The organism is Proteus sp. GOKU (assembly GCF_015475555.1).
In the GTDB taxonomy this organism is placed as follows: domain Bacteria; phylum Pseudomonadota; class Gammaproteobacteria; order Enterobacterales; family Enterobacteriaceae; genus Proteus; species Proteus mirabilis_B.
This window is the reverse complement of sequence record NZ_CP034105.1, coordinates 3638652-3651570: the sequence shown is the minus strand read 5'-3', so window position 1 is coordinate 3651570 and position 12919 is coordinate 3638652. Positions and strand designations below refer to the sequence as shown.

General features: G+C 30.2%; 13 protein-coding genes. All 13 read left to right on the top strand.

What is annotated here, in order from left to right:
* The first annotated feature begins 22 nt into the window (after positions 1-22).
* The 13 genes from EHE21_RS16670 (at position 23) to EHE21_RS16610 (ending at position 12913) form a co-directional block, all read left to right on the top strand.
* On the top strand, positions 23-2128 hold the full coding sequence (locus EHE21_RS16670) for an EscV/YscV/HrcV family type III secretion system export apparatus protein (RefSeq protein ID WP_194951302.1): 2106 nt from the start codon (positions 23-25) through the stop codon (positions 2126-2128).
* An 8-nt stretch (positions 2129-2136) separates the two neighbouring features.
* Entirely contained in the window at positions 2137-2550 is a 414-nt protein-coding gene (locus EHE21_RS16665; RefSeq protein ID WP_194951301.1) for a type III secretion protein, read from the top strand.
* Between the two features lie 2 nt (positions 2551-2552).
* Positions 2553-3854, top strand: coding sequence for a type III secretion system ATPase SctN (gene sctN, locus EHE21_RS16660; protein ID WP_194951300.1), 1302 nt, complete (start codon positions 2553-2555; stop codon positions 3852-3854).
* On the top strand, positions 3838-4302 hold the full coding sequence (locus EHE21_RS16655; protein WP_194951299.1) for a type III secretion protein: 465 nt from the start codon (positions 3838-3840) through the stop codon (positions 4300-4302). The genes sctN and EHE21_RS16655 overlap by 17 nt, the downstream gene beginning before the upstream one ends.
* A complete protein-coding gene (locus EHE21_RS16650) occupies positions 4280-5506 on the top strand; it encodes a hypothetical protein (protein WP_194951298.1) in 1227 nt (408 codons plus the stop codon). The genes EHE21_RS16655 and EHE21_RS16650 overlap by 23 nt, the downstream gene beginning before the upstream one ends.
* Positions 5503-6420: a FliM/FliN family flagellar motor switch protein gene (locus EHE21_RS16645; RefSeq protein WP_194951297.1), complete on the top strand. Its 918-nt coding sequence runs from the start codon at positions 5503-5505 to the stop codon at positions 6418-6420. Before EHE21_RS16650 ends, EHE21_RS16645 begins: the two co-directional genes overlap by 4 nt.
* A 4-nt stretch (positions 6421-6424) precedes the next feature.
* On the top strand, positions 6425-7084 hold the full coding sequence (locus tag EHE21_RS16640; protein WP_194951296.1) for an EscR/YscR/HrcR family type III secretion system export apparatus protein: 660 nt from the start codon (positions 6425-6427) through the stop codon (positions 7082-7084).
* Positions 7084-7338, top strand: coding sequence for a type III secretion system export apparatus subunit SctS (gene sctS / locus EHE21_RS16635; protein ID WP_194951295.1), 255 nt, complete (start codon positions 7084-7086; stop codon positions 7336-7338). The genes EHE21_RS16640 and sctS overlap by 1 nt, the downstream gene beginning before the upstream one ends.
* A gap of 5 nt (positions 7339-7343) precedes the next feature.
* Positions 7344-8117: a type III secretion system export apparatus subunit SctT gene (gene sctT / locus EHE21_RS16630; RefSeq protein ID WP_194951294.1), complete on the top strand. Its 774-nt coding sequence runs from the start codon at positions 7344-7346 to the stop codon at positions 8115-8117.
* A complete protein-coding gene (locus tag EHE21_RS16625; protein ID WP_194951293.1) occupies positions 8110-9171 on the top strand; it encodes an EscU/YscU/HrcU family type III secretion system export apparatus switch protein in 1062 nt (353 codons plus the stop codon). Before sctT ends, EHE21_RS16625 begins: the two co-directional genes overlap by 8 nt.
* 149 nt (positions 9172-9320) lie before the next feature.
* A complete protein-coding gene (sicA, locus tag EHE21_RS16620) occupies positions 9321-9833 on the top strand; it encodes a type III secretion system translocator chaperone SicA (protein WP_194951292.1) in 513 nt (170 codons plus the stop codon).
* On the top strand, positions 9830-12043 hold the full coding sequence (gene sctE / locus EHE21_RS16615) for a type III secretion system translocon subunit SctE (protein ID WP_194951291.1): 2214 nt from the start codon (positions 9830-9832) through the stop codon (positions 12041-12043). Before sicA ends, sctE begins: the two co-directional genes overlap by 4 nt.
* 27 nt (positions 12044-12070) lie before the next feature.
* Positions 12071-12913, top strand: a complete 843-nt coding sequence (locus EHE21_RS16610; protein WP_194951290.1) for a type III secretion protein — start codon at positions 12071-12073, stop codon at positions 12911-12913.
* The last annotated feature ends 6 nt before the right edge of the window (positions 12914-12919 follow it).

The following is a 12919-nucleotide window of genomic DNA, read 5'->3' as shown; positions in this document are numbered from 1 at the left end:
AAATAATTTACGGATAATTTCTATGATTTATAGATTTCTATTGGCAATAAAAAATAGACCAGAATTAATCGTGTTGTCGGTTATGATTTTAGTTATTATGATGTTAATCATACCATTGCCAACTTATATTGTAGACTTTCTTATTGGGCTCAATATTACTATTTCTTTACTGATCTTCATGAGTTCATTTTATATTACTCGTATATTGAATTTTATGACTTTCCCTGCATTATTACTTATTACAACACTTTTTCGGCTTGCTCTTTTTATTAGTACGAGTCGATTAATCTTATTAGATGCAGATGCGGGTGAAATAATCACTTCATTTGGTGAGTTTGTTATCGGTGAAAATTTAGTCGTTGGTTTTGTTGTTTTCTCTATTGTCACTATCGTGCAATTTTTAGTTATTACTAAAGGTTCAGAGCGAGTTGCAGAAGTTGCTGCTCGTTTCTCTTTGGATGGAATGCCCGGAAAACAGATGAGCATCGATGCTGATTTAAAGTCTGGCATTATTAATAACGAAGAAGTGAAAATAAGAAGAAAAGAATTAGGTCAAGAAAGCCAGTTATATGGTTCTTTTGATGGTGCAATGAAGTTTATTAAAGGTGATGCCATTGCCGGTATTGTGATTATCTTTGTTAACTTAATCGGAGGGATCTCTGTTGGTATGGCACAAATTGATCTCTCAATTACACAAGCGCTACATACTTACACACTTTTAACCATTGGTGATGGATTGGTTGCTCAAATCCCAGCATTACTGATTTCTATTAGTGCTGGTTTTATTGTCACACGCGTTGGCGGTGAAAATAACAACCTTGGTTTTAGCATTATGAACGAGTTGCTTGCTCAAGACTTTGCTTTACTCGTGACTGCGATCCTCGCTTTTGTTATTGGTTTCTTACCTGGATTTCCAACTCCAGTATTTCTTATTCTATCTGTCTTATTAGGTGGGTATTTCTTTAAAAAACAGTGGAAAAGTAAGAAGAAAGAAACGATAACGGATAATAAAGAAGATAAGAATGAAGATAATGATTCAGATACTGATGGTAAAAAAGGACTTATTTCAAATTTATTTTCAAATAAAAATGAGTCAGAAGATGAAAATAGCTTATTAAAAGAGAATATCACATTATCTCAGGCTGAAACTTTGCCATTAATTATTACTGTATCTTCTAAGAAAAAGACATATCTTTCGAAACTTGTTTTTGAAAAATGGTTAAAAAAAGAATTTATTTTACAATATGGCGTATTACTTCCTGATATTGTCATTCATTATTCAGATAAAATTGACGATAATAGGATTATTGTTTTAATAAACGAAGTCAAGGCTGATGAGTTTGACTGTCCTTTTCCACTTGTTTATATAGAAAACCCTAATGATGAATTTTTATCTCTAGATTTTAAAATAATAGAAACAAAAGATAATGATATTAAAAATTACTGGGTGAGTAAAAATGATAAAGAAAGAATAGCATTATTAGGTTATCGATTTGAATTACCAGAGGTTTATTTTTATAAGAAATTCTCTAATTTAATTACATCTAATATTGTTGAGTTTCTTGGAATACAAGAAACGAAAAATATTCTTGATAAAATAGAAGAAAGTTCACCTGAACTATTGAAAGAATGTTATAGACAAGTTTCTATTCAGCGAATTAATGATGTCTTACAACGTTTAGTACAAGAAAAAATCCCTATTAGAAATATAAAAACAATTATAGGTGGATTAGTACAATGGGGGAGTAAAGAGAAAGATCCAATACTTTTAACTGAACATATTCGTTCTCTACTTTCGCGTTATATTAGCCATTTTTTTTCAAATAATGGAACACTTAATGTAATTATTTTATCTCATAATGTGGAAGAGATAATTCGCGGTGGAATTAGGCAAAGTTCTTCAGGAACGTTTTTAAATTTAGAACCTGCTGAGCTTGATATGATAATAGAAAAAACATCTGCTGCTATTGATGAAATTAAATATGTACAGAATTATATATTTTTAACAGCAATAGATATAAGACGATTTGTTAAAAAACTAATAGAAACACAATATCCACAATTATCTGTGTTGTCCTATGATGAAGTTACATCAGATATTGAAATTAACGTTCTACAATCTATTTAGGAGAAGTTATGTCTTTTGATCTAGCAAGTTTAATTATGGATGCTATGAATGTAATTGGGAGAAATGATTTATTCTCAGAAGGAAAATCTGTTGATAATCATTCAACAATCACAATTAGCTTGGGAGATATGCCGGATATAAATTTGTTAGTTGTTGATGAAGTTCCGATGATCTGGTCTGTACTTGGTGAATATAATGAAAATTTGTTATCACAAACCAGCACTTCATTATTATTAAATAGTATTAATAATCAAACGGAAAGCTTTTATCCTGGCCAACCAGCTTTGGTAAAAGTAGAGTCTGAATTAGAGTTACGAGCTTCATTTATGCCTATTGCTTTACAAAACGGTGAATCAATGGCAAAAGCAATCGATGAATATTTTCAAATGATGAATACTATTCACCAACAATTTATCAATTAAAAATGAATAACGTATTTTCAATATTTCATCACGCAGCTCATCCGATACGAATACAAGGCAATATTCTTGAAGTGATGTTGCGTGATGTATTTATTGGAGAGATTTGCCTATTAAAAGATTCTATTATTAATGGACAAATTATTGGTGAAGCGATTGTGATTGGTTTTCGCAATGGTATTACGATTTTAAGTATGATGGGGAGTTCACAAGGTTATTCTTTGCAAATAATCGTAGTACCAACTGGAAATGCTTTTTCTGTTGCTTTAAGCCCTAATATTTTAGGGAGTATGATTGATATTAAAGGTAATTATTTATTGCGCTTCAACGATAAGAAAGTGGTAGAAGAAAATTTCTATTCATATTTACCTATTGATGGTCATCCTCCCTCATTTAGTGATCGCCGACCTATTACAAAAATATTTGAGTCAGGTGTTCGAGCTGTTGATGGCTTATTAAGCTGTGGATTAGGGCAGAGAATGGGAATTTTTGCCAGTGCAGGAACAGGTAAAACCATGTTGATGAATATGTTTATCCGTTTCTCTCAGGCTGATATTTTTGTTATTGGACTTATTGGTGAAAGAGGGAGAGAAGTTACCGAATTTGTCGAGGAACTAAAAAGAGATAAACGCTGTGAGAAAACAGTATTAATTTGTTCCACCTCGGATCAACCTGCAATAGAACGTTGTAACGCTGCACTTGTTGCCACTACGGTTGCTGAATATTTCAGAGAACAAGGTAAAAATGTCGTGTTATTTATTGATTCTATGACACGCTACTGTCGAGCTTTAAGGGATGTGGCACTGACAGCGGGCGAGCTTCCTGTTCGTAAAGGCTATCCAGCTTCTGTTTTTGATAAATTACCTGCAATTTTAGAAAGACCAGGGGTGACTCATCAAGGCTCAATTACAGCGTTTTATACTGTTTTGCTCGAAAGTGATGATGAACCAGATGCTATAGGTGAAGAAATTCGTTCTATTCTGGATGGACATATTTATTTGTCACGAAAAATAGCGGCTTCAGGCCATTATCCAGCTATTGATATTTTAGGTAGTGTGAGTCGTATTTTTCAGCAAATAACGAGTACCGAACAACAAAAAGCAGCATTAAAAATAAGACAAATATTGATGCGTTTGCAGGATATTAAGTTATTACAAGAATTGGGTGAGTATCGCGCAGGAGAGAACGAGTTAAATGATCTGGCCGTCAATAAGCAATCGGCAATAGAGGCTTTTCTTATACAATCATTTAAAGAAAAATCAGAATTTCAAACAACATTGAATCAACTTTATGCGCTTACCTCTTAATCAGCAATTCCTGATAAATGCGATTGCGAAGCGTCAACAAAGAATAGAGAAAGAACAACAAAAGCAGCAACAATTAATAAAAGAAGCAGAAAATAGAAAGGAAGAGCAAATTTTGTTGGCTTCAGCATTAGAAAAAGAAATCCCTTTTTATGAAAAAGTAGGAATTTATTCGACTCTCTCTTTAAATCAACAAAAACGTAAACAAGCAATTATATTAGCTTCGTTGAATATATCTACTACCCAAATTAAAGAGATAGAGTATCAACTAGAAAAACTAAAAAAAGGTAGCTTATTTTTAAAAAAAGAAAGAGATGTAGCAATCAAAAAACAAAATAAAATGAAGCTTTATCTTGAAAGAAAAGCACTAGAAAAAGAGTTATATATTGAAAGATTAGAGCAAAACGAAATTCAGGAGATGGTATTATATGATGTCCATAAAGACAGATAATTTAAGATTAAATAAAAGTTTAATCAACGAACAAAATAGTGAGATTAAAACTATTTGTTCTAAAAAATCATCACCATTTTCTACAATTGTAGAATTATTACATATTGAAAAAGAAAAAATTTCTTCTGATGAGCTTAGTAAAATAAAACAAAAATTAGATGATTTTTATGATCTTGATTGTAAAGGGGATACTGAGTTAAGAGATAATTTAAAAGAAAATTCAAAAATAAAAGCTGATAACTCAGTGAATAAATTAGGTGAGAAAAGCGATAAAGATGAAGATGATTACTCAAATATAGAAGGATTATTATTAACTCAAAGGAAAATATATTCACAAGTTTGTTCTTTCACAAAAGGAAGTAAAATAGAACAAAAAGGTTTATTACATCATGTAAGTAAACAAAATAATGTGGATGATGAAATTGCCATTAAAAATGATTTAAATCCTAAGAGAGAAGGAAATATTAGTATTTCTGAGGTTAAGAAAGAAGTTAGTCGCAATTATAATGAGTTAAATGTTAGTGTAAAGAACGATAAATTTAACCAAAAAATAGAAAGGAAAAACTCGACAGATAAATTCTTGGAATATGTTGAAAATAAAAATTTTTCTAATCAAGAGAAGATTGGAAATTTTAAAAATAAAAATTTATTAATACGTGAAGAAGATAAAACAAACACTAAAGGCAGTGCCGTTATTGAAAATAATAAATTATCTGAAAAGGTTAATTACTCAGATAGTAGAGAAGTAATCAAAAATACTGCTGCAATGAATGTTAAAAATGAAAACTCAAATATAGATAGTTTATATAAAGAAAAAATAAAAGAAAATGTCAGCGATATGCTTCCATTAAGCAGCATAAAGCCAGCATATCAACAAATGCTATCAGAACCATTATCGGATAGAAAAATACTCGATATACCTGCCTTTAGTATTCTTTATAAGAAAGTATCTACTTTATCCCAACCTCCTAGTATTACTTATGTCTTTAAAAAATGGGGAAGTGAACTTCATCAAATAAAGGTGAACTTCGATATCGATAAAAAAATCCAATTAATTGCTTCTACAGGGCGAGTCTATCAATCTTCTTTAGAAAATTTTAATCAATATCAAGGACGATTATCTCTTTCATTAGAGAATGATAATAATCATTGGCATATTAATGCGATAGATCCTTCTTCTGAAAATAAAGAAGATGAAAAATGATAAGATCAGATCCTGAAAATAGTATTAATAATAAAGAAGATAGCTATTCAATGGATATCTTATCATCTTTATATACATCTCAGTTACCTATCTCTTCGGCTCATTATTTTAAAATAAAGGGTAATAACACATTAGGTTCATTTACAGGCATTGTCGAAGTTAGCCAAGTAATGGATAAAATTTATCCTGAGAAAAAAATAGATTGGGAGCTTATTCCAGAAACTTATCTCTATACACTATTTTCACAGAAATGTTCACAAATATTGTTTCCTTTTTCGAAAGAGCCTATGCCATTAATCATTGATAATATCTGTTTAGGAGAGCAAGAAAAACTTAGCTATCCCGTTATTAATACTGAAATCGGTGACATATTTATTTGTTCTTTCGATAAATATTATGAATGGACGTTGTCATCAAAAAATAAAATTAGTGCGATTGCTCAATATAAATTTGGCAAAAGCACAATGTCATTTTCATTATTAAAAACGCTCTCTTTGGGCGATATTGTACTGATTGATAGCGTAGATTTTTCACTTATTATTGGTGAAAAAAAATGGATGCGTTATCAGTGGCAAGAAGGAGAAAATGCTGTGATTTTAGATGAAAAGTTATTTGCTAATGAAACAGAGCGTGAAGAGTCAGTTGAAGATACGGAAATTACATTACAAAAAAATATAGAACTGAAAGCGATTCAATCTATTCCTGTTACTCTCTCTTTTTTACTAGCAAATAAGACTATGTTGCTTGAACAAATTGAAGAGTTATCACCGGGACAACAAATTACTTTGCCAGATAATGCATTACGCCATATCACATTAATTGCTAATGGTGTTGCTATTGCTCAAGGAGAGTTGATTAAAGTTGGTGAACGATTAGCTGTTGAAATTCAACGTGCTTATTTAAAGCAAGATTAAAGATATGGAAAGCTCAACAACACTTATTTTAACACTGTCGTTAGCCACATTAGCGCCTTTTATTATTGCGGCGGGAACTTGTTATTTAAAATTTTCTATTGTGTTGGTTATGACTCGTAATGCGTTAGGTGTTCAACAAGTTCCTTCTAATATGGTGCTTAATGCAATTGCATTGATGATGGCGTTATTTGTCATGACGCCAATAGCAAAAAATACCTATCAATACCTTATTGAAAACCCAATTGATGTTACTTCTCCTGATTCACTTGAACGATTTTCAGATGATGCATTAGGGGAATATAAGCGATATTTGTACAAATATTCTGAACCTGAACTATTAGATTTTTTTGAACAAGCACAAGGTAATCGACCTGATAGCTATGGCGACAAAGAGAACATAGAAAATTCTTTATTATCATTACTCCCTGCTTATGCACTAAGTGAAATAAAATCTGCTTTTATTATTGGTTTTTATCTTTATTTACCTTTTATTGTTATTGATTTAGTCGTTTCTTGTATTTTGTTAGCCTTAGGTATGATGATGATGAGCCCAATTACATTATCAGTTCCTTTAAAATTAATTTTATTTATCGCTATGGATGGTTGGACTCTTCTAGCTAAAGGATTAATTAATCAATATCTTGATCTGATGGCGGTAAGCTAATGGATATGGTCTATGCTGCAAATAAAGCCGTTTATTTAGTGATATTACTTTCGGCTGCACCTATTGCAATAGCAACATTTATTGGATTGGCAATAGGCCTTTTACAAACAATTACTCAAGTACAGGAGCAAACATTACCTTTTGGTGTAAAACTTGTTGGTGTTTTTGTTTGTCTGTTAGTTACGATGGGTTGGATGGGCGATAAAGTACTCGTATATGCCAAAGAAATGATGACGTTAGGATTAGCTGGATAAATAAAATGTTAATACTGTTAGAGTATGTACAACTTTATTTAATTGATCTTTTTTTACTTGTTGCAAGACTATTTCCCGTTTTTCTTTTTATTCCTTTTTTGAATAGCCGAGTATTAAATAGCCAACTATTAAAATATATTATTATTTTTTATATTGCTATGGGAATAAAACCAAGTATTTTAATTACTGATGAAATAAGAAATACATGGGAAATAATAATATTAAGTGAGTTAATTCTTGGCATTTTAATTGGGCTTCTCTTTGCTACTCCTTTTTGGATCGCTTCTGCTTTTGGTGAATTTGTTGATAATCAGAGAGGGGCAAGTATTGGCGATACTATTAATCCAACAACAGGAATTGAATCTTCTGAATTTGCTTCATTAACAGGGTTGTTCTGTGCTGCTTATTTTTTGTCAGTAGGAGGATTAAGCTCATTAATGGGTACGATAAAAGATAGCTATGATGTATTCCCGATTGGTTATTTTAATAAAGAGATTGGCTATTCATTTATTGGTCATTGGCTGAATGACATGGTCCGCACTGCAATTGTTTTAGTATCGCCTGTTCTTATTATTATGTTTTTGAGTGAAGTTGCATTGGGTGTTTATTCTTTATTTTGTCCTCAATTAAATGCATTTTCCTTATCATTATGTATAAAAGGTATTATTGCATTTATTTCACTGCTTTTTTTCTTCGCTTCTGCAATGACTTCAGAATTATATGAATTTTTTAATAATAGATACTTTTATACTATTTTTATGAGTATTTTTCATGGCTGAAAAAACGGAAAAACCCACACAGAAAAAACTCGATGATTCTGCAAAAAAAGGGCAAAGTTTCAAGAGCAAAGAGTTAACATCAGGACTTGTTTATCTTATTGGCGTTATGTATTTATTTCATCAAATTGACTTAGATGAATTTAGCCGCTTTTATCAATCTCTTTTACTTCATCCAAACAATATTACTTTAAAAAGCTATGTTAATGTTATTTCAAAGCTTTTTTTTGATATTATTCTACCGATACTTGTTGTCACTTTTTTATCTGGTGCTATTCCTTCTTTATTTAGTTCGCGTTTTAAACTTGCTACGGAAGCGATTAAAATCGATCTAAATCATATTAATCCAATCTCTGGATTTAAAAAAATATTTAGCATAAGAACAATCAAAGATCTTTTAAAAACATTATTATTTATAATTATATTTTTAGTCACGTGTTATGTTTTTATTGTTTTACATGGACATGAGATATTTATATTATATCGTTCAAGCTTAAATGTTGTTATTGATAAATGGTGTTCACTTGTTGTTAGCTTTATATTTGTTTTTTTTATTTTATCAATACCTATACTTATTTTAAATATTATTGCTGATTTTTTCATTTTTATGAAAGATATGATGATGGAAAAACATGAAGTTAAGCAAGAAAATAAAAATATGGAAGGTAATCCTGAAATAAAATCAACACGCCGGCAGATCCATCAAGAGTTACTTGATGAACCAATGAAAAAAGTTATCCGTGATTCATCGGCTGTTATTGTGAATCCAACTCATGTGGCAGTCGGTATTTATTTTGATCCCGATAATGGCATTATGCCATTAGTTTCACTGAAATGTGTTAACGATAAGGCATTGGCAGTGAAATCCTATGCCAAAAAAGTAGGCACCCCCGTTGTTCGTTATCCTGAACTTGCGAGAAAATTTTATCATAAATATCATTTGTTTGAGGTAATGATAGATCAAGATTTATTGAATATTATGGATATTCTTATTTGGCTTAAGAGAATAGAAATTGAAGGTTTGTTAAGAGAAGAGATGGATTATATACATCATTAATAAATCCCCCATGTGCATTCATATCTTAATTATAAAAATAATATATTTATATTTATAAATATAGACGTGTGTTTTATTAAAGTAATTAATTAATGATTACTTTAGAATTTATTTATTAATTATTCATCATAGATGAAAGGATTAACGTTATGTCAATATATGAAAAAATATCAGAAAAAGAACTTGATCAATTAGCGAGCTATATTGTTTCTATTGTTCAAAATGGGGCACCACTTAAGGATGAAGGCGCTATCCCTGAAGGATTTATGGAAGGAATTTATTCATTTGCATATGATTTTTACCAGAAAGGAAAACTGGATGAAGCAGAAGCTATTTTTAAATTTTTGTGTCTTTATGACTTTTATAATGTTGATTATATTATGGGCCTTGCAGCTGTTAAACAATTAAAAAAACAATATCAAGCAGCAATAGATCTTTATGCATTAGCTTATTTAAATGCAAAGAACGATTATCGACCTGTTTTTTATGCTGGGCAATGTAATTTATCATTAGGTGAAAAAGAAAAAGCTAAATACTGTTTCGATCAAGTTTCAAAAAATATCAATGATCTTTCTCTCAAAGAGAGAGCTAATGTTTACTTAGGATCTTTAAAAGATGTTCCTCTTGCTGTTTTTAATACCGATAAGGAAGAAACAGTATGATTAAAGTTAATAATGATGGCACTGTATTATCTACCCCTTTAACCTCTAAAGAGGTAGATAAGGTCACTAAAGATAACGTGCAACAAGCACAAAAAATTAATGCGGCAAGTGAGCATTTTGTCGCATCACAACTTAAGGATAAAGAAAATAATTTTTTAGCTCCTTCTCTTCGTGTACCACTCGAACAAAAAAAGAATAACCAAAGAATTAATATTCAAGGTGATATTAAATATAAGATAAATACTTTCTCATCACAGAATGAAAATAATAATGAGAAATTGATATTTAATAAAATTAAAGAGGTTGAATTAAGTAAAGATGATAAGGTAAATAAGAAATTCGATATTCTTACCAACGAAAAACACTTTTATGATCAAAGGGAAGGGGAGAATTCAAATATATCTATAAATAAATCATCATCTATACCTTCAAAATCAATTCAAACAGAAAATAAAAAATCAAATAAAGATTATGATTTTTTATTCTTACAATTATCATATCAAAATATTATTCATCAAAATATTTTAGATAGAATTAAAGATCCAGATAAGCTTGATTGTTATCTCGACAAACTAAATATTTTATCTAAAGGTATTGATGGTTTGAGAGATCAAATAAACACAGTTGTAGATGAAATTAAAAATAATAAAGATGCTTATACTGATTATTGGATGGAAATAAATAATCAAATAAAAGACAATGGTTTTAAAACAGAGGCGGAAGTTGAAAATTTCTTAAAAAATAAAAATATTCCTGACTCTTTAATAAAAGAATTACTTTCCGGAAAAGTTAGATCTAAAGAAGATATGGAAAAGTTACTTGAAAAAACTTTCCCATTTATGAAGTTACCTGATGATCTTTCAAAAATGTCATTAGATGAATTAGATAAATTATATGGAAAGTTATCTAGCTTCTTTGATAATGCTTTTAAATATATGCCTAACGTCTCTATGAGTGACGATAAGATAAATCAAATTACATCCCATAGAGATGAATTAAAAGCACTAATTAATAAGAAAGAAAATGACTCAATCAAAGAAAAACTGGAGCAAATAAGAGAAACCTATAGAACACTAACACTTTCACAAAGTGCATTAGAGCTTGAAATAATGTCTGACTCATTATCAGGAATGGCGTTATTAACTTTTTTGTTGGCTAAAACACGAGAGCTAACATTAAAAATAATGTTACAACGAACTGAAAATGAACAGAAACTGTTTGAAGAAATGCAGAAAGTTACTGAAAAATCACTGCAAGATAAAGTTAATGATCAAAAAGCCCAAATTAAGAAACAAGAAGAAATACAATTTTGGGCAGGTATTGGCTTAAAAATCTTAGGTGGATTACTGACACTTATTGCAGGTATTGCTTCTGTTTTTACGGCAGGGGCTTCAATGGCACTAGTAGCAGTTGCTGTTACACTATTTGTTGCTGATATTGCATTAACAATTGCTGATGAAGTGTATCAAGCTATACATGGTACATCATTTATGGATGAAATCATGCAACCTATCTCTGACGCTATTATGAAGGCAATAGATAAAATTGTCGATTTTCTGGTAGATATGGTTAATAGCACTATTGATGGTTTGAAGGGATTGGGTATAGATAAGAAAGCTCTCGATGAGTTAAAAAATACAATTCAAGATAAACTAAAAATGGCATTAAAAATTGCCATTACTGTTATTTTATTTGTTGCAGCGATGGCATTAAGTTTTGTGATTGGACCCGCAATGAAAGGTATTGGAGATGCTGCTAAGAAAATATTTAACCAACAAGTAAGAGATACATTAAAAAGAATATTACATGATGCACTAGAAGCCATGTTGGGAAATATGATTAAAGAAATTATTGTTCAAGCACTAGAAGAAATAATGGAAAAAATTAATCAGCAACTAGCAAAGGATATCTCAAAAAAAGCTGCTCTCATGTTAAATCGAACAGTTGTTATTTCTAAATTAGTAAATTCGACAGCAACAAATGCAGTTAATATATACAGCACTATTATTTCATCTAAGATTTTACAGTCGATGGCGGATAGTAAAAAGTTAGAAGTCATATTAGATTTAATTCAGAAGTTAATGGAAAAAATAATGGAAAGTTACCATGATAATATTGATTCACTAACTGAAATTTTAAAAAATATGAGTAATGCTTCTTCTGTAAGTAATAAAGCTAAATCAGATATGATAAAGAGCATATCTATTTAATAAAATTTATTTTAGTGAGGTTTTTATATGAATATGAAAATTGATAATAATACCAGTTTATCTGATAAATATAAATTTGAAAGTAATGACATTGAAAGTAACAAAATTGAAAAAAATGAGAATGCCAACGATAATAAATCGCGAATTAAAAAATTCGAACTAAAAATAGATGAAATCATAGAAGGAAATGAAAATAGTAAAATACCTATTTTAGTCGAACCAATAGTAAAAACACCAGATATAGATTCAATAATGAAATCACTTAATGTTGATAACGATAATGATATTTATGACCATGTTAAATCAGAAGTTTTAGGCATGTTTAATTTTTTATCTGATAAAGATATGGCTTTAATTAACAAAATTATTTCATTTTCACTGCTGATGGTGGAAATATTTAGATCATCTAGAGAAATTAATGCTGTTTTAATGAAAGTTCAATTAAATCTAGCTGAAAAAATGAAAGATAATCTTGATCATAAAGCTAGGATTATGGTGGGTGCAGCAATTGCTAGTGCGGGAGCTTCGATAGCAATCCATTCCGTAGGTGCAACAGTTTCAATACATGGAATGGGAATGTTGAATGGAGTGCAGAGTACCAACCCAACAATGATAAAAGGTAATTTAATTTCGACCACTGCAGACCCTTTAGCTAGAGTTATAGATCAGACTTTACAATCTAAAGGAATTGTACTTGATGGTGAGCAAAAGGTATTAGAAGCAAGAAGTAGTATTAATAACAATGTTATTAGTAATAACAATGATATACAACGAGAAGCTGTCGAAGTAGCAAGAATTATAATACAAGCAATAATGGCGCTTATTCAAAATAAACAAGAAGCCGCTTCTTTTATTGTTACCAAGTGCTAGAGGATA

What these genes read in the sequence shown, in the direction of transcription:
- sctN (WP_194951300.1), top strand. Translation starts at nt 2,553, where the DNA reads ATGAATAACGTATTTTCAATATTTCATCACGCAGCTCATCCGATACGA.
- EHE21_RS16610 (WP_194951290.1), top strand. Translation starts at nt 12,071, where the DNA reads ATGAATATGAAAATTGATAATAATACCAGTTTATCTGATAAATATAAA.
- sctE (WP_194951291.1), top strand. Translation starts at nt 9,830, where the DNA reads ATGATTAAAGTTAATAATGATGGCACTGTATTATCTACCCCTTTAACC.
- EHE21_RS16625 (WP_194951293.1), top strand. Translation starts at nt 8,110, where the DNA reads ATGGCTGAAAAAACGGAAAAACCCACACAGAAAAAACTCGATGATTCT.
- EHE21_RS16645 (WP_194951297.1), top strand. Translation starts at nt 5,503, where the DNA reads ATGATAAGATCAGATCCTGAAAATAGTATTAATAATAAAGAAGATAGC.
- EHE21_RS16650 (WP_194951298.1), top strand. Translation starts at nt 4,280, where the DNA reads ATGATGTCCATAAAGACAGATAATTTAAGATTAAATAAAAGTTTAATC.
- sctT (WP_194951294.1), top strand. Translation starts at nt 7,344, where the DNA reads ATGTTAATACTGTTAGAGTATGTACAACTTTATTTAATTGATCTTTTT.
- EHE21_RS16665 (WP_194951301.1), top strand. Translation starts at nt 2,137, where the DNA reads ATGTCTTTTGATCTAGCAAGTTTAATTATGGATGCTATGAATGTAATT.
- sctS (WP_194951295.1), top strand. Translation starts at nt 7,084, where the DNA reads ATGGATATGGTCTATGCTGCAAATAAAGCCGTTTATTTAGTGATATTA.
- EHE21_RS16670 (WP_194951302.1), top strand. Translation starts at nt 23, where the DNA reads ATGATTTATAGATTTCTATTGGCAATAAAAAATAGACCAGAATTAATC.
- EHE21_RS16640 (WP_194951296.1), top strand. Translation starts at nt 6,425, where the DNA reads ATGGAAAGCTCAACAACACTTATTTTAACACTGTCGTTAGCCACATTA.
- sicA (WP_194951292.1), top strand. Translation starts at nt 9,321, where the DNA reads ATGTCAATATATGAAAAAATATCAGAAAAAGAACTTGATCAATTAGCG.
- EHE21_RS16655 (WP_194951299.1), top strand. Translation starts at nt 3,838, where the DNA reads ATGCGCTTACCTCTTAATCAGCAATTCCTGATAAATGCGATTGCGAAG.